The following is a 25,481-nucleotide window of genomic DNA, read 5'->3' on the forward strand; positions in this document are numbered from 1 at the left end:
TTTACTCCCTGATAGCTATAGTCCTGCTATTTTGCCATATCCCGACAAGAAGATAGCGGCGTAAATCAACAAACCGTTGTCCGGTATACCTCATTATTGGTGCCATCAATACGCCATTAGCTGCCTTAAATCAAAAATTGTCGCGTATGGGTTAATTAAAATCCCAGCTCGTTAACATTTTTTACGATCCCTGCGATCGACAACATCGGGATAAATTATGGAGCTGCTCTGCCCTGCCGGAAACCTTCCGGCGCTTAAGGCGGCCATCGAAAATGGGGCCGATGCGGTCTATATCGGGCTGAAAGATGATACCAACGCCCGCCATTTTGCGGGTCTTAACTTTACGGAGAAAAAGCTTCAGGAAGCCGTTAACTTCGTTCACCAGCACCGGCGCAAACTGCACATCGCCATCAATACCTTTGCCCATCCTGATGGCTATGCCCGCTGGCAGCGCGCCGTGGATATGGCGGCCCAGCTGGGCGCCGATGCGCTGATCCTGGCCGACCTCGCCATGCTTGAGTATGCGGCAGAACGTTATCCGCATATTGAGCGCCACGTCTCTGTTCAGGCATCGGCCACCAATGAAGAGGCCGTGCGTTTTTATCATCGACACTTTGACGTAGCCCGCGTGGTGCTGCCGCGCGTGCTCTCTATTCATCAGGTTAAGCAACTGGCGCGCGTCACGCCAGTGCCGCTGGAGGTTTTTGCCTTCGGCAGCCTGTGCATCATGGCCGAAGGCCGCTGCTATCTTTCTTCCTATCTCACCGGGGAATCGCCAAATACCGTCGGCGCCTGCTCGCCTGCCCGCTTCGTTCGCTGGCAGCAAACGCCGCAGGGACTGGAGTCACGCCTGAATGACGTGTTAATTGACCGCTATCAGGACGGTGAAAACGCGGGGTATCCGACACTGTGTAAGGGCCGCTATCTGGTGGACGGCGAGCGCTACCACGCGCTGGAGGAGCCCACAAGCCTCAACACGCTGGAATTGCTGCCGGAACTGCTGGCCGCCAATATTGCCTCGGTGAAAATCGAAGGCCGCCAGCGCAGCCCGGCCTACGTGAGCCAGGTGGCGAAGGTGTGGCGTCAGGCCATCGACCGCTGCATGGCGGACCCGCAAAACTATGCTCCACAAGCGGCCTGGATGGAGACGCTCGGCGCGATGTCTGAAGGCACCCAAACTACGCTCGGCGCGTACCACCGTAAATGGCAGTGAGATAATCATGAAATATTCATTAGGGCCGGTGCTTTACTACTGGCCAAAAGAGACGCTGGAAGATTTTTACCAGCAGGCGGCTAACAGCAGCGCCGATGTGATTTACCTCGGCGAAGCGGTGTGCAGCAAGCGCCGCGCCACCAAAGTGGGCGACTGGCTGGATATGGCGAAAAACCTGGCCGGCAGCGGCAAGCAGGTGGTGCTCTCGACGCTGGCGCTGGTGCAGGCGTCCTCTGAACTGGGCGAGCTGAAGCGCTACGTCGAAAACGGTGAGTTCCTGCTGGAGGCGAGCGACCTGGGCGTGGTAAACCTGTGCGCCGAGCGTAAGCTGCCGTTTGTCGCCGGACATGCGCTGAACTGCTATAACGCCGTGACCCTGCGCCTGTTGCTCAAACAGGGGATGACCCGCTGGTGCATGCCGGTTGAGCTCTCCCGCGACTGGCTGGCCAACCTGCTCACACAGTGCGAAGAGCTGGGCATTCGCAACAAGTTTGAAGTGGAAGTCCTGAGCTATGGGCATCTGCCGCTGGCCTACTCTGCCCGCTGCTTCACCGCACGTTCCGAAGATCGCCCGAAAGACGAGTGCGAAACCTGCTGCATTAAGTACCCGAACGGCCGCAGTATGCTGTCGCAGGAGAACCAGCAGGTGTTTGTCCTCAACGGCATTCAGACCATGAGCGGTTACGTCTATAACCTCGGCAACGAACTGGCGTCAATGCACGGGCTGGTGGATATGGTGCGTCTTTCGCCGCTTGATACCGGTGTTTTCGCGATGCTGGACGCCTTCCGCGCCAACGAAAACGGCGCCTCGCCGCTACCGTTGACCGCAAACAGCGACTGCAACGGTTACTGGCGACGTCTCGCCGGGCTGGAATTGCAGGCGTAAAAAAGGCTCACTTTGTTAACAACGGTTATCATTTTTTAATGCAGTATTAAAGATTGACCGTCGACAAAGTGAGCTGTTATGACTGACAAAACCATTCCGTTTTCGGTGCTGGATCTGGCGCCGATCCCACAAGGCTCCTCGGCCAGAGAAGCCTTCACGCACTCTCTCGATCTTGCTCAGCTTGCCGAAAAGCGCGGCTATCACCGCTACTGGCTGGCGGAGCACCACAATATGGTGGGCATCGCCAGCGCCGCCACCTCGGTGCTGATTGGCTATCTGGCGGCGAATACCACCACTCTGCACCTGGGCTCCGGCGGTGTGATGCTGCCGAACCACGCCCCGCTGGTGATTGCCGAGCAGTTCGGGACGCTGAATACCCTTTATCCGGGCCGTATTGATCTAGGGCTTGGCCGCGCGCCGGGCAGCGACCAGCCGACCATGCGCGCCCTGCGTCGCCATATGAGCGGCGATATCGATAACTTCCCGCGCGATGTGGCCGAGCTGGTGGACTGGTTTGATGCGCGGGATCCGAACCCGCACGTGCGTCCTGTGCCGGGGTACGGGGAAAAGATCCCGGTATGGCTGTTAGGCTCAAGCCTGTACAGCGCGCAGCTCGCCGCTCAGCTGGGGCTGCCGTTCGCGTTCGCTTCCCACTTCGCGCCGGATATGCTGCATCAGGCGCTGCATCTTTATCGTACGCACTTCAAACCGTCTGAACGTCTGGAGAAGCCGTATGCGATGGTGTGTATCAATATCATTGCCGCCGACAGCAACCGCGACGCGGAATTCCTGTTTACCTCTATGCAGCAGGCATTTGTGAAGCTGCGTCGCGGTGAGACGGGCCAGCTTCCACCGCCGGTAGAGAATATGCATCAGCTGTGGTCGGCCTCCGAGCAGTATGGCGTGCAGCAGGCTCTGAGTATGTCGCTGGTGGGTGATAAGGCGAAAGTGCGTCACGGGCTGGAGGCGGTGCTGCGTGAAACGCAGGCGGATGAGATTATGGTTAACGGCCAGATTTTCGATCACCAGGCGCGTCTGCATTCGTTTGATTTGGCGATGCAGGTGAAAGAGGAGTTGGTGGGGTAGTTTTTTGCTTTGCCCGGTGGCGCTTCGCTTACCGGGCCTACGGGATCGCGTAGGCCGGATAAGGCGTAGCCGCCATCCGGCACAAAAACTTACTGATATACCGGCAACAGATTAAAACTCGACAGCACGTGGACCACCGCGTTGCCGATACCAAATACCAGAATCAGCGCAATCATCGGTTTTCCGCCCCAGACGCGGAATTTCGGGCTGCCGAAGCGCTTACGTGATTTGCGCGCCAGCAGCGCCGGTACAATCGCCGCCCAGATGGTGGCCGCCAGTCCTGCATAGCCGATGGCGTACAGGAAGCCGTTCGGCCACAGCAGGCCGCCCACAATCGGCGGCAGGAAGGTCAACAGCGCGGTTTTGAAGCGCCCCATCGCAGAGTCATCAAAACCAAACAGATCCGCCAGATAGTCAAACAGGCCCAGCGTCACGCCGAGGAATGAACTCGCCACCGCAAAGTTCGAGAAGACCACCAGAAGCAGATCCAGACTGCGGCTGTTCAGCACGCCGCTCAGCGCCTGTACCAGCACATCAATGTTACCACCCTTCTGCGCAATGCCGATAAATTCCGGACGCGGGATGTTACCCATCGTTCCCAGCAGCCAGATAACATACAGCCCCAGCGCCAGCAGCGTGCCGTAAACCAGGCATTTCACGATGGTGCGCGGATCCTTGCCGTAGTACTTCATCAGGCTCGGTACGTTGCCGTGGTAGCCGAACGACGCCAGACAGAATGGCAGCGTCATCAGCAGGTACGGCGTGTAGGAGGTGTTCACTTCGGCAACGTTAAACAACGTGGCTGGCGTGACGTGCCCCAGCAGGCTGCCGAAGGTCAGAAAGAAGGTGATGACCTTTGCGCCCAGCACGATCGCCGTCATGCGGCTGACCGCTTTGGTGCTCATCCAGACGATAAACGCCACGCCCAGCGCGAAGCAGAGACCCGCCAGACGCGCCGGAACGTTCAGCGACATCTCTGAGAAGGTGTGATGCAGAATCGACCCGCTCGCTGAAATGTACGCGTAGGTCAGGATATAGAGTACAAACGCGATGGACAGCCCGTTCACCAGGTTCCAGCCTTTGCCCAACAGATCCCGGGTGATGGTGTCGAAGCTGGAGCCAATGCGGTAGTTCAGGTTTGCTTCAAGGATCATCAGCCCGGAATGGAGCATGCAGAACCAGGTGAAAACCAGCGCCGCCAGCGACCAGAAGAACCACGCACCGGACATGACCACAGGCAGGGAAAACATCCCGGCACCAATGATGGTTCCGCCGATGATCACCACGCCGCCAAGCAGCGAAGGTGACGTTTGGGTGGTGGTTAGTGTTGCCATGCGGCCTTATCTCCAGTGAAAAATGTGGTTCTGCATTTTAGTGTGCTGCACTGTACCAGTACAAGAGTACAAAAGGAATAAAAAAAGCCCCGATAGCAACTATCGGGGCTGTATATTTTACTTTACGTCAGAAGCGAAAGGCTTACGCGTCACCGAAACGACGACGGCTGGCGCCTTCTTCACGGCGTGGACCACGGTTTTCGCGGCGCTCACCGGAGAAACGACGGCCTTCACCCCCGCGACCTTCGCTGCGACCGCCTTCACGACGCTCGCCACCGAAACCGCGACCACCGCCACGACGTTCGCCGCCACGGTCAGGACGTGGCTGTGCATCGCCCAGCAGCTGCATGTTCATCGGCTTGTTCAGGATGCGGGTGCGAGTAAAGTGTTGCAGTACTTCGCCCGGCATGCCTTTTGGCAGCTCGATGGTGGAGTGGGAACCGAACAGCTTGATGTTACCAATGTAACGGCTGCTGATGTCGCCTTCGTTAGCGATCGCGCCAACGATGTGACGAACTTCAACACCATCATCACGGCCCACTTCAATGCGATACAGTTCCATTTCGCCAGCGTCACGACGCTCGCGACGTGGACGGTCTTCACCACCACGCTCTGGACGGTCACCGCGTGGACCACGATCGTTACGGTCGCCACGACGTTCGAAACGATCGTCACGGTCACGGAACTCACGCTTAGGACGCATCGGCGCATCAGGTGGCACGATCAGGCTACGTTCGCCCTGAGCCATTTTCAGCAGTGCTGCGGCCAGGGTTTCCATGTCCAGCTCTTCGCCTTCAGCGACAGGCTGGATCTGGGACAGCAGCGCACGGTACTGATCCAGATCGCTGCTTTCCAGCTGCTGCTGTACTTTCGCGGCAAATTTTTCCAGACGGCGTTTGCCCAGCAGTTCTGCGTTTGGCAGCTCGGCTTCTGGAATGGTCAGCTTCATGGTGCGTTCAATGTTACGCAGCAGACGACGCTCGCGGTTCTCAACGAACAGCAGCGCACGACCCGCGCGACCCGCACGACCGGTACGGCCGATACGGTGAACGTAAGACTCGGAGTCCATCGGGATATCGTAGTTCACAACCAGGCTGATACGCTCAACGTCCAGGCCACGTGCTGCCACGTCGGTTGCAATCAGGATATCCAGACGACCGTCTTTCAGACGCTCCAGAGTCTGCTCACGCAGGGCCTGGTTCATGTCGCCGTTCAGCGCTGCGCTGTTGTAGCCGCTACGCTCCAGGGCTTCAGCCACTTCCAGGGTCGCGTTTTTGGTACGAACAAAGATAATCGCCGCATCAAAATCTTCTGCTTCCAGGAAACGCACCAGCGCTTCGTTTTTGCGCATGCCGTATACAGACCAGTAGCTCTGGCTGATGTCCGGACGAGTGGTCACGCTGGACTGAATGCGCACTTCCTGCGGCTCTTTCATGAAGCGGCGGGTAATGCGACGGATCGCTTCTGGCATAGTTGCAGAGAACAGAGCGGTCTGATGACCTTCCGGGATCTGCGCCATGATGGTTTCTACGTCTTCGATGAAGCCCATACGCAGCATTTCATCGGCTTCGTCCAGTACCAGGCCGCTCAGTTTAGAGAGATCCAGGGTACCGCGCTTCAGGTGATCCAGCAGACGGCCCGGCGTACCGACAACAATCTGTGGGCCCTGGCGCAGGGCGCGTAACTGCACGTCATAACGCTGGCCGCCGTACAGGGCTACCACGTTTACGCCGCGCATATGTTTAGAGAATTCCGTCATAGCTTCAGCAACCTGAACAGCCAGTTCACGGGTTGGAGCCAGGACGAGGATCTGCGGCGCGCGCAGGTCCGGATCAATGTTGTTCAGCAGCGGCAGCGAGAATGCTGCGGTTTTACCGCTACCAGTCTGGGCCATGCCCAGCACGTCACGACCAGAAAGCAGGTGTGGGATACACTCAGCCTGGATCGGAGATGGTTTTTCGTAACCCAGATCGTTAAGGGCTTCAAGGATAGGAGCCTTCAGGCCCAGATCTGCAAAAGTGGTTTCGAATTCAGCCATGTAGTACAAGTGCCTCGATATTAATGGCGGCCAGTCTACTTAGCTCATCGTGAAAATGATTAGCAATTTTCATTGAAAAGTGTGAACCGGCTCAAATTAGGTGTATTGACGAACAACAACGCCCTCACCAGTGAAGGTGATGGCAATCAAAAGATTACGGGCTGATGTTTATGTCGTCAGCTATTGCTGGTCCGATTCTGCCAGGTCGTCTTGCTCCTGGCCCAAGAGCGATAATTCCAACAATGCATAACGGTGCTCAACGAAGTTATGTACGTTGTTAGCAACCGCTAATTTGAACAGTGCCGTAGCGCTGTCCATATCCCCCAGACTTAGGTAGTACTTACCTAAATAGAAGTTGGTTTCACTGAGATGCTCAGCGAGCGAGGTGTTATCCGTTGCGTCCGCCTTGAGGCGTTCCATCAGCGTTGCTTCGCTAATGTTGCCTAGGTAGAACTCGACAATGTTCCATCCCCACTGTTCCTTGTCCGATTTCTCGAAGCGCTGTTTCAGTGCTTCTTTGGCCTGCTTCTCATCGAGCTTCTGCTCAACGATGTAAAGCCACAGGCTGCGGAAAGGATCATTAGGATCGTCTTGATAAAACGCCAGCAGATCATCTTGCGCTAACTTATCACGACCGCCGTAATACAATGCGATACCGCGATTCAAGTGCGCGTAGTTGTAAGTTGGATCAAGCTCAAGTACAGAATCAAACGCTTCATAGGCAGCATCAAAATTGCCTGCCTGCGTTAAATAAATGCCTAAGTAATTGAATACTTCAGGCATATCAGGTCGAATCGCCAGCGCTTGTGAAAAATCATTTCGCGCCAGTGCCCTCAGACCGAGACTATCATACAACACTCCGCGCTCATATAAAAGCTGTGCGCGTTCGTCATCGGTTAAAGCCCGACTGGCAAGTATTTGTTCCATGCGTGCCAGAATGACTTCCTGCTGCAAAGTCGGTTGCAATGGCACTGCGAGGACTTCGCTCTTACGCCAGGCAGAGTTGCTGCATCCTGCCAGCGTTAAAGCTGTCGCAACGAAACACCAGCGCCAAAAAGGCTTCATTTCCCACTCCCGAAGACAACTATTGATGAACGTCCTGTCCCCCGGCGGCTTAACAAGGCGTCCTGCCTGATAATAAGCCCTCCGCCTGCGCGGAGGGCAAATGGCAACCTTACTCGCCTTGCTGTTCAGCAGCCGGGGCTTCCGGTGCCGCAGCAGGCTGAGACTGCTCGGTTGCTTCTTTAATGCTCAGACGGATACGGCCCTGGCGGTCAACTTCCAGAACTTTCACCGGTACTTCCTGACCCATTTGCAGGTAATCGGTCACTTTCTCAACGCGCTTGTCAGCGATCTGAGAGATGTGTACCAGACCTTCTTTACCGCCACCGATGGCAACGAATGCGCCAAAGTCAACGATACGGGTCACTTTACCATTGTAGATACGGCCCACTTCGATTTCTGCCGTGATCTCTTCGATACGACGGATAGCGTATTTCGCTTTCTCGCCGTCGGTTGCTGCGATTTTCACAGTACCGTCATCTTCGATTTCGATGGTGGTGCCCGTTTCTTCGGTCAGTGCACGGATAACAGAACCGCCCTTACCGATAACATCTTTGATCTTGTCTGGATTGATCTTGATGGTGTGGATACGTGGAGCGAACTGAGAAATGTCGCCACGCGGCGCATTAATCGCCTGTTCCATCACGCCCAGGATGTGCAGACGCGCACCTTTAGCCTGGTTCAGAGCAACCTGCATGATCTCTTTGGTGATACCTTCAATTTTGATATCCATCTGCAAGGCAGAGATACCGTCACGGGAACCCGCTACTTTGAAGTCCATATCGCCCAGGTGGTCTTCGTCGCCCAGAATGTCAGACAGAACAACGTAGTTGTCGCCCTCTTTCACCAGACCCATTGCGATACCCGCAACGGCGGCTTTAATTGGCACGCCTGCATCCATCAGCGCCAGAGAGGCACCACACACGGAAGCCATAGAAGAGGAACCGTTGGATTCGGTGATTTCAGACACCACACGTACGGTGTACGGGAATTTGTCTGCTTCTGGCATCACTGCCAGCACGCCGCGCTTCGCCAGACGACCGTGACCAATTTCACGACGCTTCGGTGAGCCAACCATACCGGTTTCGCCCACAGAGTACGGAGGGAAGTTGTAGTGGAACAGGAAGCTGTCAGTACGCTCGCCCATCAGTTCGTCGATGATCTGTGCGTCACGTGCGGTACCCAGGGTCGCGGTTACCAGCGCCTGCGTTTCACCACGGGTGAACAGCGCAGAACCGTGAGTACGTGGCAGTACGCCAGTACGCACGTCCAGACCACGGATCATGTCTTTTTCACGGCCATCGATACGCGGCTCGCCTGCCAGGACGCGGCTACGAACAACGTTTTTCTCAATGGCGTGCAGGATTTCGCCAATCTCGTTAGCGTCCAGCGTTTCGTCTTCGGCAACCAGGGTCGCGGTCACTTCAGATTTGATCACATCAACCTGAGCATAGCGCTCCTGTTTGTCGGTGATGCGGTATGCGTCGCTCAGACGAGATTCTGCCAGTGCAGCAACGCGTGCGTTCAGCGCCTCGTTCACCGCTTCTGGCTGCCAGTCCCAACGTGGTTTACCGGCTTCTTTCACCAGATCGTTGATGTTCTGGATAACAACCTGCTGCTGCTCGTGGCCAAATACCACAGCGCCCAGCATCTGATCTTCGCTCAGCAGTTCAGCTTCGGATTCAACCATCAGAACCGCTGCTTCAGTACCGGCAACAACCAGGTCCAGCTTACTCTCTTTCAGCTCTTCCTGAGTTGGGTTCAGTACGTACTGGTCGTTGATGTAGCCAACGCGCGCGGAACCGATTGGGCCATTGAATGGAATACCAGACAGTGACAGGGCCGCAGATGCGCCGATCATAGCAACGATGTCCGGGTTAACCTGTGGGTTAACGGAAACAACGGTCGCAATAACCTGAACTTCGTTTACGAAGCCTTCCGGGAACAGCGGACGAACCGGGCGGTCAATCAGACGCGCGATCAGGGTTTCGCCTTCGCTTGGACGGCCTTCACGACGGAAGAAGCCACCCGGGATTTTACCGGCAGCGTAGGTACGCTCCTGGTAGTTAACGGTCAGTGGGAAGAAGTCCTGACCTGGTTTAGCTTTTTTCTGGCCAACTACGGTAACGAATACAGCGGTGTCATCCATGCTTACCATAACGGCAGCAGTAGCCTGACGCGCCATCATGCCGGTTTCCAGCGTGACGGTATGCTGACCATACTGGAATTTACGAACGATCGGATTCAGCAAAATTCTGTCCTTTCTTAAATGTTTGAAAGCACACCTCAGGTGTGCTGACGATTTAACCCGACCTTCTTCGCATCCTCGCGACTAATGACAACCGACACCCCCATGGGTGAAGCCTCTCATTAGCCGCGCGAACCTCTGCAATGAAGATCATTTATAGCAACAATACAATAGTTTCCATTGAATTGCTGCCGTCTGGTTGAAAAAAGGGGCCATCAGGCCCCCTTTTCTGAAACTCGCAAGAATTAGCGACGCAGGCCCAGACGCTCGATCAGCGCGGTGTAGCGTGCAACATCTTTACGCTTCAGGTAGTCGAGCAGTTTACGACGCTGAGAAACCATACGCAGCAGACCACGACGGCTGTGGTGATCTTTTTTGTGCTCTGCAAAGTGACCTTGCAGGTGGTTAATCTGTGCAGTCAGCAGTGCAACCTGAACTTCGGTAGAACCGCTGTCGTTAGTACCACGACCAAACTCAGAAACGATTTTAGCTTTAGCTTCAACGCTTAGAGACATTTTCAAACTCCAAAGTATAAAGAATGTAAGGATGCCGATCTCTAATTCAGCTATCCCATGTACGCCCCGCAGATTGTTAAACAATTTACCAGGCGTTAAGCGGCGATATTCTACTCGTCTCCCCTGCTTATCGCAAGGTGAGGCGTTATCACCGTCACGCTTCGACCGGATATTCGACGACCAGACGACGCGGCGCCACACGCCCTTCGCCGTCCATTTCGCCCATACCGATGAATTTCCCTTCGTCACCTTCCGTCACGCGTACCAGGCCCTCAAGCGGCGCCCCCGATGTGCGAACCGGGTTTCCGTTCTTAAAGTAAACGGACGATGTTAAAGGAAGATTAACAACCGGGAAGTCCACTGCCGGACTGTCCATTGGCATCAGCAGCGGGTCCAGCAGATCGGCTGGCGCAACGCCCTGCGCTTGCGCCTGCTCAACCAGGGCGTGCAGATGCTCAAGCGTCACCATGCGTTCGACCGGATATTTGCTGACCGCCAGACGACGCAGATAAATCACATGCGCGCCGCAGCCCAGCTTTTCACCGAGGTCATCAATGATGGTGCGGATATAGGTCCCTTTCGAACAGTGTACTTCCAGCTCGAGTTCATCACCTTCGTGGCGAATGAACAGCAACTCATACACGGTAATCGGACGAGCTTCACGCGGAACCTCAATGCCCTGACGCGCATATTCGTAGAGCTTTTTGCCCTGATATTTCAGCGCCGAATACATCGACGGCACCTGTAGCGTATCACCACGGAAGCTGTCCAGCGCCGCATCAAGTTGCTCCGCGCTGAAGGTCACCGGGCGCTCTTCCACCACCAGGCCATCTGCATCGGAGGTATCCGTGCGCTGGCCCAGTTTGGCAATCACGCGGTAGCGCTTATCCGAATCCAGCAGGTACTGGGAAAACTTTGTCGCTTCCCCCAGGCAGATCGGCAGCATGCCAGTTGCCAGCGGATCCAGCGCGCCAGTGTGCCCTGCACGGTTGGCGTTATAAATACGCTTCACTTTTTGCAGCACGTCGTTGCTGGATGCGCCCTGTGGTTTATCCAGCAACAGCACGCCATGCACGTCACGACCGCGACGACGAGGACGACTCATCAGTCCTCCTTGCTGTCGTCCGCCGGGTTAACACGACGCTCATCGTCATGTTTCACCACGCTGGTCACCAGGTTGGACATACGCATACCTTCAACCAGCGAGTTGTCGTAGAAGAAGGTCAGCTCTGGCACGATACGCAGGCGCATTGCTTTGCCAAGCAGAGAGCGGATGAAACCAGAGGCTTCCTGCAACGCTTTAATGCCGTTCTTCACGGCGTCTTCATCCTGGTCATTCAGGAAAGTAACAAACACTTTGGCGTACGCCAGGTCGCGGGACATTTCCACGCCAGACACGGTGGTCATCATACCCACGCGTGGATCTTTGATTTCACGTTGCAGAATGAGAGCGATCTCTTTCTGCATCTCCTGCGCGACGCGCTGTGGGCGACCAAATTCTTTCGCCATAATAAATTCTCCAGACAAAAAAGGGGCTTAAGCCCCTTTTTAAAATTACTGCCGGGTGGCGCTTCGCTTACCCGGCCTACGCTAATTAATCTTCAGTTGACGAAGATTACGCGATGGTACGCTGAATTTCGATGATCTCGAACACTTCGATCATATCGCCAACGCGAACGTCGTTGTAGTTCTTCACGCCGATACCACATTCCATGCCGTTACGGACTTCGTTAACGTCATCTTTGAAGCGGCGCAGGGATTCCAGCTCACCTTCGTAGATAACCACGTTGTCACGCAGTACGCGGATTGGGTTGTGACGCTTGATGATCCCTTCGGTAACCATACAGCCCGCGATCGCACCGAATTTCGGTGATTTGAACACGTCACGTACTTCAGCCAGACCGATGATCTGCTGTTTCAGCTCAGGAGACAGCATGCCGCTCATCGCTGCTTTCACTTCGTCAATCAGGTTATAGATGACGGAGTAGTAACGCAGATCCAGGCTTTCAGCATCAATCACTTTACGCGCAGATGCGTCAGCACGAACGTTGAAGCCAACCAGGATCGCGTTAGACGCTGCTGCCAGGGTTGCGTCGGTTTCGGTGATACCACCTACGCCAGAACCGATGATCTTCACTTTCACTTCGTCGGTAGACAGTTTCAGCAAGGAGTCGGAGATCGCTTCCACAGAACCCTGAACGTCCGCTTTCAGAACGATGTTCACTTCGTGAACTTCGCCTTCGGTCATGTTGGCAAACATGTTCTCGAGTTTAGATTTCTGCTGACGAGCCAGCTTCACTTCACGGAATTTACCCTGACGATACAGAGCGACTTCACGCGCTTTCTTCTCGTCACGTACCACGGTGACTTCGTCACCGGCAGCCGGAACACCGGACAGGCCGAGAATTTCCACTGGAATGGACGGACCCGCTTCCAGCACTTCCTGACCCAGTTCGTTACGCATCGCACGAACGCGACCGTATTCGAAACCACACAGAACGATGTCGCCCTTGTGCAGAGTACCTTCGCGAACCAGAACGGTTGCAACCGGACCACGACCTTTATCCAGGAAGGATTCGATTACCGCGCCGCTCGCCATACCTTTACGAACCGCTTTCAGCTCCAGAACTTCAGCCTGAAGCAGGATAGCGTTCAGCAGGTCGTCGATACCGGTACCTGCTTTTGCAGATACAGGGATGAACTGCGCTTCACCGCCCCACTCTTCCGGCATAACGCCGTACTGGGACAGTTCGTTCTTCACGCGATCCATATCGGCTTCTGGCTTATCGATTTTGTTAACTGCGACAACCAGAGGCACCTGCGCCGCTTTCGCGTGCTGGATAGCTTCAATGGTCTGTGGCATCACGCCATCGTCGGCAGCAACAACCAGAACAACGATATCCGTTGCCTGAGCACCACGAGCACGCATTGAAGTAAACGCTGCGTGGCCTGGGGTATCCAGGAAGGTGATCATGCCGTTTTCGGTTTCTACGTGGTAAGCACCGATGTGCTGGGTAATACCACCCGCTTCGCCGGAGGCAACCTTAGTAGAACGAATGTAGTCAAGCAGAGAGGTTTTACCGTGGTCAACGTGACCCATGATGGTCACGACCGGTGCGCGCGGTTCAGCCGCTGCGCCCGTATCACGGTCGCTCATTACTGCTTCTTCCAGCTCGTTTTCACGACGCAGGATAACTTTGTGACCCATCTCTTCGGCAACCAGCTGTGCGGTTTCCTGGTCGATGACCTGGTTGATGGTGGCCATTGCGCCCAGTTTCATCATCGCTTTGATGACCTGAGAGCCTTTCACCGCCATCTTGTTAGCCAGTTCGCCAACGGTGATGGTTTCGCCGATCACAACGTCACGGTTAACGGCCTGAGCAGGCTTCTGGAAGCCCTGCTGGAGAGCGGAACCTTTACGCTTGCCGCCTTTACCGCCGCGAACCGCTGCACGCGCTTCTTCACGGTCAGCTTTTGATTCAGCGTGTTTGTTACCTTTTTTCGCAGGACGCGCAGCTTTTGCACTGCGAGTACGGCCACGACCACCTTCAACTTCGCGGTCGTTGTCGTCTTCTGCCTGACGCGCATGCTGAGACGTGGTGACGTGATAATCGCTGGTATCTTCAGTTGGTTCAGCGGTATTCACACCGTTCTTCTCGTTTTCTTCTGCCATGCGACGCGCTTCTTCGGCGACGCGGCGAGCTTCTTCTTCAAGCTTGCGGCGGGCTTCTTCTTCCGCTTTACGCTTCAGCTCGGCAGCTTCATTTTCACGGCGGGCTTTTTCAGCCTGGGCAGTTTTGGTCATTTCGTCAGTCTGTTGATTGCTCACTTTGTCTTTTTCCGCAGCGTCACGCTTCGCTTTTTCACCGGCGTCGCGTTTCGCTTTTTCTGCGGCCTCACGTTCAGCTTTTAATTCTGCTTCACGTTTGGCAGTGGCTTCTGCCTCACGCTGAGCTTGTTCTTCCGCTTCACGCTGTGCCTGCTCTTCCGCGGCAAGGCGTTCTGCCTCTTGCGGATCACGTTTTACAAAGGTGCGCGTCTTGCGGACTTCAATTTGTACCGACTTGCTTTTGCCACCGGTACCAGGGATGTTCAACGTGCTACGCGTTTTACGCTGTAGCGTTAACTTGTCAGGCGTAGAGCCGTGTTCACGGTTCAGGTGCGCTAACAAGGTTTGTTTTTCTTGCGCGGTCACCGAGTCATCAGCGGACTTCGGGATCCCTGCATCAGCAAATTGCTGTACCAGGCGGTCCACGGAGGTCTGAATCTCAGCAGCCAGCGATTTTACAGTTACATCAGTCATGCTGTTCCTTCCTGCTACAGTTTATTACGCTTCGTCGCCGAACCAGCAAATATTACGTGCGGCCATGATGAGTTCGCCGGCTTTCTCGTCGGTTAAACCTTCGATATCGGCCAGGTCATCAACGCCTTGCTCAGCGAGATCTTCCAGCGTACAAACACCACGGGCAGCCAGCTTGAACGCAATCGCACGATCAAGACCTTCCAGATTCAGCAGGTCATCAGCCGGCTTCTTATCGCCAAGGCTTTCTTCCTGAGCCAGCGCCAGGGTGGTCAGTGCGTTTTTAGCGCGTTCACGCAGGGCTTCAACGGTTGGTTCATCCAGACCGTCAATTTCCAGCAGCTCTTTCATTGGCACGTAGGCCAGTTCTTCCAGCGTAGAGAAACCTTCTTCAACCAGCACAGTGGCGAAGTCTTCGTCAATGTCCAGGTATTTGGTGAAGGTATCGATCGCCGCGTGGGCTTCAGCCTGATGCTTGGCCTGAAGGTCATCAACGGTCATCACGTTGAGTTCCCAGCCGCTCAGCTGTGACGCCAGACGTACGTTCTGACCGTTACGGCCAATCGCCTGCGCCAGGTTGCCCGCTTCTACAGCGATATCCATGGTGTGTTTGTCTTCGTCAACAACGATAGACGCCACATCAGCCGGTGCCATTGCGTTGATCACGAACTGCGCCGGGTTATCGTCCCACAGAACGATATCAATGCGCTCGCCGCCCAGTTCGGTAGAAACCGCCTGAACACGTGCGCCACGCATACCGACGCAAGCACCGACCGGGTCGATACGCTTGTCGTTGGTTTTCACCGCAATTTTCGCACGGGAACCCGGATCGCGGGCCGCCGCTTTGATTTCGATAACTTCTTCGCCGATTTCCGGCACTTCGATACGGAACAGTTCAACCAGCATTTCTGGTTTAGAACGCGTCACGAACAGCTGTGCACCACGCGCTTCAGGACGTACGGCATACAGCACACCACGAATACGGTCGCCTGGGCGGAAGTTTTCACGCGGCAGCATGTCTTCACGCAGGATCACGGCTTCAGCGTTACCCGGCAGCCCTTCGGATTTGATCTCCAGAGAGATGTTGTCGCGGTTCACTTTCTTCACCACACCAGTGATGATTTCGCCTTCCTGATCGCGGAACTGATCGACAACCAGCGCGCGCTCGGCTTCGCGAACTTTCTGCACGATAACCTGCTTCGCGGTCTGGGTGGTGATACGGTCGAAGGTAACAGATTCAATCTGATCTTCAACGTAGTCACCCACGTTCAGACTTTCGTCTTCAAAACGTGCCGCTTCCAGCGTGATCTCTTTGGTCGGTTGGGTCACTTCTTCTACGATTACCCAACGACGGAATGTATCGAAGTCACCGCTTTTACGATCGATTTCTACGCGAACATCGATCTCTTGTTCGTATTTTTTCTTGGTTGCTGTAGCCAGTGCACTTTCCAGCGCTTCGAAAATCTTCTCACGCGGCAGTGATTTCTCGTTGGAGACGGCTTCAACAACAGCCAAAATTTCTTTGTTCATCGCGGGCTTTTCACCTCAATCCAGACTGTTAAAAGTGGGGAACCAGGTTCGCCTTCTGGATATTACTCAGCGCGAACACTTCATCTTTGCCTTCGACTGTCACCGTGATCATTTCACCATCAACGGCTTTGATAATTCCCTGCCATTTACGGCGGTTCTGTACGGCCATACGCAGAACGAGAGCCACTTCTTCACCGGTAAAGCGCACGTAGTGCTCGGCCGTGAACATCGGACGATCGAGGCCAGGTGAGGAAACTTCCAGGTTGTACGCAACGGTAATCGGATCTTCAACATCAAGAACCGCACTCACCTGGTGGCTGACATCAGCACAATCATCAACATTGATGCCATCTTCACTATCAATATAGATGCGCAGTGTGGATGTACGGCCGCGAACGAATTCGATGCCGACCAGTTCGTAGCCCAGTGCTTCGACCGGCGCAGTAATCATCTCTGTTAATTTTTGCTCTAATGTGGACAAGCCCACCCCCAAGACATAAAAAAAGGGCGTAAAGCCCAGTTATTCTGTAGTCAGATAACAAAAAACCCCGATAAATCGGGGCTTTAGATAACTGAACCCTATAGCCACAACTGTGGCCTGGAGCACTCTCCGAAAGCATTTTTTCAAATCCAGCTACGAAGGCTCTAAGTCTTCACAGTATATTTGAAAAAGAACTTTATGGGAAAGTGGTTGCGGGGGCCGGATTTGAACCGACGACCTTCGGGTTATGAGCCCGACGAGCTACCAGGCTGCTCCACCCCGCGCCTGAAACGTGGCAAATTCTACGCGTTTTGGACAGAATTTGCAAATAATGCTGGGATTTGGTACCGAAGACGGGACGTAAAATCGGCGTTCAGTATATTGATAGTTGACCCCACCTGTCAACCCAACTTCAGCCAGGGCAATAAAAGGGAAATTTTTACAAAAAACGCACACGTCTCTTTCGGTCGTCGATAAAAGATGATTAAATGAATACTCACTTATTTTGCATAAACATGCATCGAGAGCGAAAGCGGTCTCTAATCAGTCAATCAAGCAGGGTTTTATTATATGACGACGATTCTCAAGCATCTCCCGGTAGGACAACGTATTGGCATCGCTTTTTCTGGCGGCCTGGATACCAGCGCTGCACTGCTGTGGATGCGCCAGAAGGGAGCGGTTCCTTATGCATATACTGCGAACCTGGGTCAGCCGGACGAGGAAGATTATGACGCGATCCCTCGTCGTGCCATGGAATATGGCGCAGAGAACGCACGTCTGATCGACTGCCGTAAGCAGCTGGTTGCCGAAGGGATTGCCGCAATCCAGTGCGGTGCTTTCCATAATACGACCGGCGGCCTGACCTATTTCAATACCACCCCGCTGGGTCGTGCCGTCACCGGCACTATGCTGGTTGCCGCCATGAAAGAAGATGGCGTGAACATCTGGGGGGACGGTAGCACCTATAAAGGCAACGATATTGAACGTTTCTATCGTTATGGCCTGCTGACCAACGCCGAGTTGCAGATCTACAAACCGTGGCTGGATACCGACTTCATCGACGAGCTGGGTGGCCGTCATGAAATGTCTGAGTTTATGATTGCCTGCGGCTTTGACTACAAGATGTCCGTTGAGAAAGCCTACTCTACCGACTCCAACATGCTGGGTGCGACGCACGAAGCGAAAGACCTGGAATTCCTGAACTCCAGCGTAAAAATTGTTAACCCGATCATGGGCGTGAAGTTCTGGGATGAGAACGTGAAGATCCCGGCGGAAGAAGTGACCGTGCGTTTCGAACGTGGTCATCCGGTTGCCCTGAACGGTAAAACCTTCTCCGACGATGTTGAACTGATGCTGGAAGCAAACCGCATCGGCGGTCGTCACGGTCTGGGTATGAGCGATCAGATCGAAAACCGTATCATCGAAGCGAAAAGCCGTGGCATTTACGAAGCGCCGGGGATGGCGCTGCTGCACATCGCTTACGAGCGTCTGCTGACCGGTATTCACAACGAAGACACCATCGAGCAGTATCACTCTCATGGCCGTCAGCTGGGCAAACTGCTGTATCAGGGTCGCTGGTTTGATCCACAGGCGCTGATGCTGCGTGACGCCCTGCAACGTTGGGTGGCAAGCGCAATCACCGGCGAAGTGACGCTGGAACTGCGTCGCGGCAATGATTACTCCATCCTCAATACCGTGTCTGACAACCTGACCTATAAAGCAGAGCGTCTGACCATGGAGAAAGGTGAGTCAGTGTTCTCTCCGGACGATCGTATTGGCCAGCTGACCATGCGTAACCTGGACATCACCGATACCCGTGAGAAGCTGTTCAACTATGTTGAGAATGGCCTGCTCTCCGCCAGTTCCGGTAATGGCCTCCCTCAGGTTGAGAACCTGGAACACAGCGATAAGAAATAATCGACAGCAAGTCATGCAAAAGGCGCCCATTGGGCGCCTTTTTTATGCTCTTCGTAGGCCCGGTAAGCGCAGCGCCACCGGGCAAAACGGCGGGTGGCGCTGCGCTTACCCGCCCTACAAAAGATCGGATACACAGAATGTACAGACGAAAAAAAAGACGTCTTGCGACGTCTTTCTTCTGGAATATTGGTACCGAGGATGGGACTCGAACCCACAAGCCCGTTAGGGCACTACCACCTCAAGGTAGCGTGTCTACCAATTCCACCACCTCGGTACGGAATACTTACTGCGGGATATCGCTGGTTGGCTTAGCCGGTGCAGCTGGCTGAGTTTGCTCAGTTTTTGCTGGCGCGCTCAGATTTTCCCACTCGCTTCCTTTACTGGTCTTGTTGCTGTTGATATTGCCCAGCACCAGACTGATGATGAAGAACAGCGTAGCCAGAATCGCCGTCGTACGGGTCATGAAGTTCGCAGAACCACTTGAACCGAACAGCGTACCGGAAGCGCCTGCTCCGAAGGAGGCTCCCATATCAGCGCCTTTACCTTGCTGTAGCATAATCAGCGCTACGAGAGCGATGGCTACAATAAGGAAAATAACTAAAAGAGCTTCGTACATAATCAACCTGTTCCTTGCGGATTTGCCGCATACCAATGCTTCGACCAATTAGCAGGATTTTGTTTCCCACTGAAGCGGGTGTGAATACTAACCAAAGCGAATCACCTTCGCAAGGGCATTTTCGAGGCATTGTATCAACTGCGGAAAAAAACAGCAAAAAGCCATTCATTGCTTAAAACAAAGGCGGCAAACGCCGCCTTTTTAAACACTTATTCTGAAAGATTATGCAGCTTTGACTGCATCCGCAATGCGGTGCGCAAATTCAGTTACCTGCGCTTCGTCTTCGCCTTCCACCATCACGCGGATCAGCGGCTCGGTACCCGACTTACGCAGCAGGACGCGCCCACGGCTGCCAAGAGTCGCTTCCACCTCTGCCATCACCGCTTTCACGTTATCATTTTCCAGCGGGTCGCCTTTACCCGCGGTGAAACGCACATTAACCAGAATCTGCGGGAACATTTTCATGCCGCTGCACAGATCGTGCAGGCTCATATGGTTACGCGCCATCGCGGCAACAACCTGAAGCGCCGCCACAATACCGTCACCGGTGGTGGTTTTATCAAGCAGGATCACGTGGCCGGAGTTTTCCGCGCCAATACGCCAGCCTTTCTCCTGAAGTTTTTCCAGCACGTAGCGGTCACCCACTTTCGCACGAACAAACGGGATGCCCAGCTGTTTCAGCGCCAGTTCGAGTCCCATGTTGCTCATAAGCGTACCGACCGCGCCACCGCGCAGCTGCCCCTGACGCAGGCCTTCACGCGCAATGATGTAGAGGATCTGATCGCCATCGACCTTGTTACCTTCGTGGTCAACCATGATCACACGGTCACCATCGCCATCCAGGGCAATACCCAGATCGGCCTTTTCAGCCAGCACACGCGCCTGCAAGGCACGCACGTCTGTCGCGCCAACTTCTTCGTTGATGTTCAGACCGTCCGGCTCGCAGCCGATAGTGATCACTTTCGCACCCAGCTCGCGGAACACATTCGGCGCAATGTGGTAAGTCGCACCGTTGGCACAGTCCACCACAATTTTGAGGTGTGCCAGGCTCAGCTCATTCGGGAAAGTGCCTTTGCAGAATTCAATGTAGCGGCCTGCGGCATCGACAATACGGTTTGCTTTACCCAGCTCAGCGGAGTCAACACAGGTGATCTCTTTTTCCATTTCCGCTTCAATCGCCTCTTCCACGTCATCCGGCAGTTTGGTGCCGTCGATGGAGAAGAATTTGATACCGTTGTCATAGAACGGATTATGGGAAGCTGAAATGACGATGCCCGCTTCCGCACGGAAGGTGCGGGTCAGATAGGCAACAGCAGGGGTCGGCATTGGCCCCGTAAAGGAAGCTGAAAGCCCCGCCGCCGCCAGCCCGGCTTCCAGCGCGGACTCCAGCATATAACCCGAAATACGGGTATCTTTCCCAATAATGATCTTACGGGAGCCATGACGCGCCAGCACTTTCCCCGCTGCCCAGCCCAGCTTCAGGACAAAGTCAGGGGTAATTGGCGCATCGCCTACGCGCCCACGGATGCCATCGGTACCAAAATATTTACGATTACTCATAGCGTTTGTTTTCCTTCGCTGCCAGTGTGGCTTCCACCACACGCATGGCTTCTACTGTTTCTTTTACGTCATGGACGCGAATGATGTGTGCACCTTGCATCGCGGCAATCACCGCGCAGGCCAGACTGCCGCTCAGACGTTCGCTCGGCCCGACATTCAACAACTGACCAATCATCGATTTTCTCGACATTCCCACCAGCAGTGGCAGGCCGAACTGATGAAACTCTGATAAGCGCGCAAGCAACGCGTAATTGTGTGAGAGATTTTTACCGAAACCGAAGCCCGGGTCGAGCAGCAATTTCTCTTTTGCGATACCCGCACGTTCACAGCGTTCGATATGCTCAATAAAGAAGCGGGTGACGTCGGCAAACACATCTTCATATTTTGGCGCCTCCTGCATTGTCTTAGGCTGACCCTGCATATGCATCAGACACACCGGTAGCCCGGTTTCTGCGGCGGCTTCAATCGCGCCCGGCTCGGTCAGCGAGCGGATATCATTGATAATGTGAGCACCCACTCTCGCCACTTCACGGATCACTTCGGGTTTGGAGGTATCAACGGAGATCCACACTTCAAAGCGCCGGGCGATAGCCTCTACCACCGGCACCACGCGCGCCAGCTCTTCTTCCACCGAAACCTCCGCCGCGCCAGGCCGCGTTGACTCCCCTCCAACGTCAATGATGGTGGCACCCGCGTTAATCATTAAATTCGCGTGTTTAACCGCGTCGATAAGCGAATTATGCGTGCCGCCGTCAGAGAAGGAATCAGGCGTGACATTCAGGATACCCATCACATGGGGATGTGAAAGGTCGAGATGCGAGTCCTGGGCGAATAGTTTCATGGTGAAGTCCCTGGGATTAATGTGGTTAAACAGATAAGAAAAACCCCGGAGCAAGCTCCAGGGTTTGAGATACAGACAAACGCTTCAACAGCAGTGACTTACTTGTCGCCCAACTGCTCTGACATGGTGTTGCCCGGGTTTGGCGTACGCGGTTCATCGACCGGACGCGGCGCACGCGGGGTGCCATTGTTGTCAGAATTGTTAGACGCGCCTGGGTCTTCCCAGCCTGCCGGCGGACGCACTTCGCGGCGCGCCATCAGGTCGTCAATCTGCGGTGCATCGATGGTCTCATATTTCATGAGTGCATCTTTCATCGAATGCAGGATGTCCATATTGTCGTTCAGGATCTGACGGGCGCGAGCGTAGTTACGTTCAATCAGCGCTTTCACTTCCTGGTCGATGATACGTGCCGTTTCATCGGACATATGTTTCGCTTTTGCCACAGAGCGGCCCAGGAATACTTCGCCCTCTTCCTCTGCATACAGCAGCGGACCGAGTTTGTCGGAGAAGCCCCACTGAGTCACCATGTTACGCGCCAGGTTTGTCGCCACTTTAATATCGTTCGACGCACCGGTGGAAACATGTTCCGCACCGTAGATAATCTCTTCAGCCAGACGACCGCCGTACAGGGTTGAAATCTGGCTTTCCAGCTTCTGACGGCTGGCGCTGATCGCGTCGCCTTCAGGCAGGAAGAAGGTCACACCCAGCGCACGACCGCGCGGAATAATCGTCACCTTGTGTACGGGATCGTGTTCCGGCACCAGACGACCGATAATCGCGTGGCCCGCTTCGTGATATGCCGTGGACTCTTTCTGCGCTTCCGTCATCACCATGGAGCGACGTTCCGCCCCCATCATGATTTTGTCTTTCGCTTTCTCGAATTCCACCATGGACACCACGCGCTTGTTACCGCGAGCGGCAAACAGTGCTGCTTCGTTGACCAGGTTAGCCAGATCCGCACCGGAGAAGCCTGGAGTACCACGCGCAATGATTGCCGCGTCGATATCTGGCGCCAGCGGTACGCGTCGCATATGCACTTTCAGAATCTGTTCACGACCGCGAACATCCGGCAGACCGACCACAACCTGACGGTCAAAACGGCCTGGACGCAGCAGCGCAGGGTCGAGTACGTCCGGACGGTTAGTTGCCGCGATAACGATGATACCTTCGTTACCTTCGAAGCCGTCCATCTCAACCAGCATCTGGTTCAGCGTCTGCTCACGTTCATCGTGACCACCACCCAGGCCTGCGCCACGCTGGCGGCCTACGGCGTCGATTTCATCGATGAAGATGATGCACGGTGCTGCCTTCTTAGCCTGCTCGAACATGTCACGCACACGAGATGCACCGACACCCACGAACATTTCAACGAAGTCAGAACCTGAAATAGTAAAGAACGGCACCTTCGCTTCACCCGCGATGGCTTTTGCCAGCAGGGTTTTACCGGTACCCGGAGGGCCGACCATCAGGACGCCTTTCGGGATCTTACCGCCCAGTTTTTGGAAACGGCTCGGCTCGCGCAGGTATTCAACCAGTTCACCCACCTCTTCTTTTGCTTCGTCACAACCTGCTACGTCAGCAAACGTGGTCTTGATCTGGTCTTCCGTCAGCATACGCGCCTTGCTCTTACCGAACGACATGGCACCTTTGCCACCACCGCCCTGCATCTGGCGCATAAAGAAGATCCAGACGCCGATAAGAAGCAGCATCGGGAACCAGGAAATGAAGATAGAAGCCAGCAGGCTTGGTTCTTCCGGCGGCTCGCCTACCACTTTGACGTTTTTGGTCAGAAGGTTATCAAGCAGCTTAGGATCGTTCACCGGGATGTAAGTCGTGTAACGGTTACTATCTTTCTTGGTAACGTTGATCTCACGTCCGTTGATACGCGCTTCGCGAACCTGGTCCTGATTGACCTCTTGCAGGAAGGTAGAATAATCCACCTTGCGGCCATTCGACTCGCTGGGCCCAAAGCTCTGGAATACTGACATCAGCACAACGGCAATGACCAGCCAGAGTATTAGGTTTTTCGCCATGTCACTCAAGGGATTAACCTCATATTACAACTGTGTTAAAAACAGCGTCAGGATACTCTATATCCAGTTTCATTCAAACTTTCGCCTGAAATCTACCGGTTATCATTTTCGCCCGGTCGCTACAATATACACTTCACGGGAACGGGCCCGGGAAGAGTCCGGCTTACGAACTTTGACCTTCGCAAACAGGGAGCGAATTTCCTTAAGATACTCCTCGAAACCTTCGCCCTGAAACACCTTCACAACAAAACTACCACCAGGCGCTAGTACATCACGACACATTTCTAACGCTAGTTCCACCAGATACATGGCGCGGGGGATATCCACCGCCGGTGTTCCACACATATTTGGCGCCATATCCGACATGACAACCTGGACCTTACTGTCACCTACACGATCAAGTAGTGCTTTAAGCACTAATTCATCACGAAAGTCGCCCTGAAGGAAGTCGACACCGACGATGGGATCCATTGGTAAAAGATCGCATGCGATGATTCGGCCCGTTCCGCCGATCTGCGTAACCGCATACTGGGACCATCCGCCAGGTGCCGCACCGAGGTCGACCACCGTCATTCCCGGTTTAAAAAGTTTGTCACTTTGCTGTATTTCATCAAGTTTAAACCAGGCGCGGGAACGCAACCCCTTTTTCTGCGCCTGTTGAACATATTTATCGCTAAAGTGTTCCTGAAGCCAGCGGCTGGAGCTGGCAGAACGCTTTTTACCTGTCATTTAACATTTCCGTCCTGGTTCATCGTTGCTTGCCTGTGACGTAAATTTCTACGCAGCTATTTGGCGATATTAGGGAGATGGCGGTAGAATGAACCGTTTTCAATCCCAACGTAAGCAAAAATATACGATGAATCTGAGTACTAAACAAAAACAGCACCTTAAAGGTCTGGCACATCCGCTCAAGCCTGTAGTGATGCTTGGCAACAATGGTTTGACCGAAGGGGTGCTTGCCGAGATTGAACAAGCGCTGGAACACCACGAGCTGATCAAGGTGAAAATCGCCTCTGAAGACAGAGACACTAAAAACCTGATCGTGGAAGCCATCGTGCGCGAAACCGGCGCCTGTAATGTACAGGTCATCGGTAAAACGCTGGTGCTCTATCGCCCATCAAAAGAGCGCAAAATCTCGCTGCCACGTTAAGGATATCCTGAATCGAACACATTTTGTGTGTGAAACGAGGGATTTCTTTCAGCAGGCGAGCAAAATGCCATGCTCCTTGAGTTGATAAAAGGCCGCTATGCGGCCTTTTTCTTTTCTTTACAATGTATCAACATCTTAGTAGAGAAGCGAATTACAGGTATTCAACCTTAATAATTTCGTATTCCACTTCACCACCAGGGGTGCGGATGGTGACCACATCGTCCTGCTCTTTGCCAATCAGGCCACGAGCAATCGGCGAGTTCACCGAAATCAGGTTCTGTTTGAAGTCCGCTTCATCATCACCCACGATGCGATAGGTCTGCTCTTCGTCGTTGTCCAGATTCAGGACGCTGACGGTAGAGCCGAAGATCACACGGCCATTATTTGGCATTTTGGTGATATCGATAACCTGCGCGTTAGACAGTTTCGCCTCGATATCTTTAATGCGCCCCTCACAGAAACCCTGCTGCTCACGCGCCGCGTGGTATTCAGCATTCTCTTTCAGGTCGCCATGCTCACGCGCTTCCGCGATAGCGGCGATGATTTCAGGGCGACGCACGGATTTGAGAAAATCCAGCTCTTCGCGCAGTTTTTCGGCACCACGTAAGGTCATCGGAATAGCTTGCATTTGTTATACCTCTTAAACATTCCTGTTGGGAGCAGTGTTCCCT

22 protein-coding genes and 2 tRNA genes are annotated in these 25,481 nt (G+C 54.3%); 5 read left to right on the forward strand and 19 right to left on the reverse strand.

The window, feature by feature from the left end; genetic code table 11:
- Positions 1-217 precede the first annotated feature (217 nt).
- From ubiU to O1721_RS00830, 3 genes are all read left to right on the forward strand, one after another.
- The gene (gene ubiU / locus O1721_RS00820; RefSeq protein ID WP_003861773.1) at positions 218-1,213 is read left to right on the forward strand and encodes a ubiquinone anaerobic biosynthesis protein UbiU; all 996 of its coding nucleotides are present in this window, start codon (positions 218-220) and stop codon (positions 1,211-1,213) included.
- 7 nt (positions 1,214-1,220) lie between these two features.
- Positions 1,221-2,099 carry a U32 family peptidase gene (locus O1721_RS00825; protein ID WP_023295495.1) on the forward strand — a complete coding sequence of 293 codons (879 nt, stop codon included), beginning with the start codon at positions 1,221-1,223 and terminating at the stop codon, positions 2,097-2,099.
- A 78-nt stretch (positions 2,100-2,177) separates the two neighbouring features.
- Positions 2,178-3,185: a luciferase-like monooxygenase gene (locus O1721_RS00830; RefSeq protein WP_006812112.1), complete on the forward strand. Its 1,008-nt coding sequence runs from the start codon at positions 2,178-2,180 to the stop codon at positions 3,183-3,185.
- 89 nt (positions 3,186-3,274) lie between these two features.
- On the opposite strand, the gene mtr is transcribed toward O1721_RS00830, so the two are convergent.
- The 12 genes from mtr to O1721_RS00890 form a co-directional block, all read right to left on the reverse strand.
- A complete protein-coding gene (gene mtr, locus O1721_RS00835; RefSeq protein ID WP_006812114.1) occupies positions 3,275-4,519 on the reverse strand; it encodes a tryptophan permease in 1,245 nt (414 codons plus the stop codon).
- Between the two features lie 142 nt (positions 4,520-4,661).
- Positions 4,662-6,557 carry a DEAD/DEAH family ATP-dependent RNA helicase gene (locus tag O1721_RS00840; RefSeq protein ID WP_003861780.1) on the reverse strand — a complete coding sequence of 632 codons (1,896 nt, stop codon included), beginning with the start codon at positions 6,555-6,557 and terminating at the stop codon, positions 4,662-4,664.
- Entirely contained in the window at positions 6,550-6,630 is an 81-nt protein-coding gene (yrbN, locus tag O1721_RS00845) for a protein YrbN (RefSeq protein WP_097397692.1), read from the reverse strand. The genes O1721_RS00840 and yrbN overlap by 8 nt, the downstream gene beginning before the upstream one ends.
- Before the next feature lie 107 nt (positions 6,631-6,737).
- Complete coding sequence (gene nlpI / locus O1721_RS00850) at positions 6,738-7,622, reverse strand: lipoprotein NlpI (protein ID WP_032649653.1); 885 nt, start codon at positions 7,620-7,622, stop codon at positions 6,738-6,740.
- A gap of 109 nt (positions 7,623-7,731) precedes the next feature.
- On the reverse strand, positions 7,732-9,870 hold the full coding sequence (gene pnp, locus O1721_RS00855) for a polyribonucleotide nucleotidyltransferase (RefSeq protein ID WP_032649655.1): 2,139 nt from the start codon (positions 9,868-9,870) through the stop codon (positions 7,732-7,734).
- A gap of 242 nt (positions 9,871-10,112) precedes the next feature.
- Positions 10,113-10,382, reverse strand: a complete 270-nt coding sequence (rpsO, locus tag O1721_RS00860) for a 30S ribosomal protein S15 (RefSeq protein ID WP_003861789.1) — start codon at positions 10,380-10,382, stop codon at positions 10,113-10,115.
- Between the two features lie 154 nt (positions 10,383-10,536).
- The gene (gene truB, locus O1721_RS00865) at positions 10,537-11,487 is read right to left on the reverse strand and encodes a tRNA pseudouridine(55) synthase TruB (RefSeq protein WP_017693918.1); all 951 of its coding nucleotides are present in this window, start codon (positions 11,485-11,487) and stop codon (positions 10,537-10,539) included.
- Positions 11,487-11,891 (reverse strand): 30S ribosome-binding factor RbfA, encoded by a 405-nt coding sequence (gene rbfA / locus O1721_RS00870; RefSeq protein WP_003861793.1) that lies wholly within the window; start codon positions 11,889-11,891, stop codon positions 11,487-11,489. Before rbfA ends, truB begins: the two co-directional genes overlap by 1 nt.
- A 106-nt stretch (positions 11,892-11,997) precedes the next feature.
- On the reverse strand, positions 11,998-14,685 hold the full coding sequence (gene infB / locus O1721_RS00875) for a translation initiation factor IF-2 (protein ID WP_032649657.1): 2,688 nt from the start codon (positions 14,683-14,685) through the stop codon (positions 11,998-12,000).
- Positions 14,686-14,709: 24 nt separating this feature from the next.
- Positions 14,710-16,212, reverse strand: a complete 1,503-nt coding sequence (nusA, locus tag O1721_RS00880; protein ID WP_003861798.1) for a transcription termination factor NusA — start codon at positions 16,210-16,212, stop codon at positions 14,710-14,712.
- A 28-nt stretch (positions 16,213-16,240) separates the two neighbouring features.
- Complete coding sequence (rimP, locus tag O1721_RS00885) at positions 16,241-16,693, reverse strand: ribosome maturation factor RimP (RefSeq protein ID WP_014833432.1); 453 nt, start codon at positions 16,691-16,693, stop codon at positions 16,241-16,243.
- 207 nt (positions 16,694-16,900) lie between these two features.
- Positions 16,901-16,977: transfer RNA gene (locus tag O1721_RS00890), tRNA-Met, on the reverse strand.
- A gap of 286 nt (positions 16,978-17,263) precedes the next feature.
- Between O1721_RS00890 and argG the strand changes: the two genes are divergently transcribed.
- On the forward strand, positions 17,264-18,610 hold the full coding sequence (gene argG / locus O1721_RS00895) for an argininosuccinate synthase (RefSeq protein WP_015571974.1): 1,347 nt from the start codon (positions 17,264-17,266) through the stop codon (positions 18,608-18,610).
- Positions 18,611-18,797: 187 nt separating this feature from the next.
- Here the strand turns inward: argG and O1721_RS00900 are convergent.
- The 6 genes from O1721_RS00900 to rlmE all read right to left on the reverse strand — a co-directional run bounded on the left by O1721_RS00900 (position 18,798) and on the right by rlmE (position 24,389).
- A tRNA-Leu gene (locus tag O1721_RS00900) sits at positions 18,798-18,884 on the reverse strand.
- Positions 18,885-18,893: 9 nt separating this feature from the next.
- Positions 18,894-19,226 carry a preprotein translocase subunit SecG gene (secG, locus tag O1721_RS00905; protein WP_003861803.1) on the reverse strand — a complete coding sequence of 111 codons (333 nt, stop codon included), beginning with the start codon at positions 19,224-19,226 and terminating at the stop codon, positions 18,894-18,896.
- A 222-nt stretch (positions 19,227-19,448) separates the two neighbouring features.
- Positions 19,449-20,786, reverse strand: coding sequence for a phosphoglucosamine mutase (gene glmM / locus O1721_RS00910; RefSeq protein WP_003861804.1), 1,338 nt, complete (start codon positions 20,784-20,786; stop codon positions 19,449-19,451).
- The gene (gene folP / locus O1721_RS00915; RefSeq protein WP_003861807.1) at positions 20,779-21,627 is read right to left on the reverse strand and encodes a dihydropteroate synthase; all 849 of its coding nucleotides are present in this window, start codon (positions 21,625-21,627) and stop codon (positions 20,779-20,781) included. The genes glmM and folP overlap by 8 nt, the downstream gene beginning before the upstream one ends.
- A gap of 98 nt (positions 21,628-21,725) precedes the next feature.
- Positions 21,726-23,660, reverse strand: coding sequence for an ATP-dependent zinc metalloprotease FtsH (ftsH, locus tag O1721_RS00920; protein ID WP_003861810.1), 1,935 nt, complete (start codon positions 23,658-23,660; stop codon positions 21,726-21,728).
- A 102-nt stretch (positions 23,661-23,762) separates the two neighbouring features.
- Positions 23,763-24,389 (reverse strand): 23S rRNA (uridine(2552)-2'-O)-methyltransferase RlmE, encoded by a 627-nt coding sequence (rlmE, locus tag O1721_RS00925; RefSeq protein ID WP_003861812.1) that lies wholly within the window; start codon positions 24,387-24,389, stop codon positions 23,763-23,765.
- Between the two features lie 127 nt (positions 24,390-24,516).
- On the opposite strand from rlmE, the gene yhbY reads away from it, so the two are divergent.
- A complete protein-coding gene (gene yhbY / locus O1721_RS00930; protein WP_003861814.1) occupies positions 24,517-24,810 on the forward strand; it encodes a ribosome assembly RNA-binding protein YhbY in 294 nt (97 codons plus the stop codon).
- Between the two features lie 151 nt (positions 24,811-24,961).
- On the opposite strand, the gene greA is transcribed toward yhbY, so the two are convergent.
- Positions 24,962-25,438, reverse strand: a complete 477-nt coding sequence (gene greA, locus O1721_RS00935; protein WP_006812122.1) for a transcription elongation factor GreA — start codon at positions 25,436-25,438, stop codon at positions 24,962-24,964.
- Between the last annotated feature and the right edge of the window lie 43 nt (positions 25,439-25,481).

This window comes from Enterobacter cloacae complex sp. HYC033_NIDB, from assembly GCF_056673335.1.

Bases quoted from the DNA above. Each gene is read 5' to 3' on its own strand.
- infB (WP_032649657.1), bottom strand. From the start codon at position 14,685: ATGACTGATGTAACTGTAAAATCGCTGGCTGCTGAGATTCAGACCTCC.
- secG (WP_003861803.1), bottom strand. From the start codon at position 19,226: ATGTACGAAGCTCTTTTAGTTATTTTCCTTATTGTAGCCATCGCTCTC.
- yrbN (WP_097397692.1), bottom strand. From the start codon at position 6,630: ATGAAAATTGCTAATCATTTTCACGATGAGCTAAGTAGACTGGCCGCC.
- nlpI (WP_032649653.1), bottom strand. From the start codon at position 7,622: ATGAAGCCTTTTTGGCGCTGGTGTTTCGTTGCGACAGCTTTAACGCTG.
- O1721_RS00825 (WP_023295495.1), top strand. From the start codon at position 1,221: ATGAAATATTCATTAGGGCCGGTGCTTTACTACTGGCCAAAAGAGACG.
- ftsH (WP_003861810.1), bottom strand. From the start codon at position 23,660: ATGGCGAAAAACCTAATACTCTGGCTGGTCATTGCCGTTGTGCTGATG.
- ubiU (WP_003861773.1), top strand. From the start codon at position 218: ATGGAGCTGCTCTGCCCTGCCGGAAACCTTCCGGCGCTTAAGGCGGCC.
- glmM (WP_003861804.1), bottom strand. From the start codon at position 20,786: ATGAGTAATCGTAAATATTTTGGTACCGATGGCATCCGTGGGCGCGTA.
- truB (WP_017693918.1), bottom strand. From the start codon at position 11,487: ATGAGTCGTCCTCGTCGTCGCGGTCGTGACGTGCATGGCGTGCTGTTG.
- greA (WP_006812122.1), bottom strand. From the start codon at position 25,438: ATGCAAGCTATTCCGATGACCTTACGTGGTGCCGAAAAACTGCGCGAA.
- O1721_RS00830 (WP_006812112.1), top strand. From the start codon at position 2,178: ATGACTGACAAAACCATTCCGTTTTCGGTGCTGGATCTGGCGCCGATC.
- rbfA (WP_003861793.1), bottom strand. From the start codon at position 11,891: ATGGCGAAAGAATTTGGTCGCCCACAGCGCGTCGCGCAGGAGATGCAG.
- folP (WP_003861807.1), bottom strand. From the start codon at position 21,627: ATGAAACTATTCGCCCAGGACTCGCATCTCGACCTTTCACATCCCCAT.
- O1721_RS00840 (WP_003861780.1), bottom strand. From the start codon at position 6,557: ATGGCTGAATTCGAAACCACTTTTGCAGATCTGGGCCTGAAGGCTCCT.
- argG (WP_015571974.1), top strand. From the start codon at position 17,264: ATGACGACGATTCTCAAGCATCTCCCGGTAGGACAACGTATTGGCATC.
- rpsO (WP_003861789.1), bottom strand. From the start codon at position 10,382: ATGTCTCTAAGCGTTGAAGCTAAAGCTAAAATCGTTTCTGAGTTTGGT.
- mtr (WP_006812114.1), bottom strand. From the start codon at position 4,519: ATGGCAACACTAACCACCACCCAAACGTCACCTTCGCTGCTTGGCGGC.
- rlmE (WP_003861812.1), bottom strand. From the start codon at position 24,389: ATGACAGGTAAAAAGCGTTCTGCCAGCTCCAGCCGCTGGCTTCAGGAA.
- nusA (WP_003861798.1), bottom strand. From the start codon at position 16,212: ATGAACAAAGAAATTTTGGCTGTTGTTGAAGCCGTCTCCAACGAGAAA.
- yhbY (WP_003861814.1), top strand. From the start codon at position 24,517: ATGAATCTGAGTACTAAACAAAAACAGCACCTTAAAGGTCTGGCACAT.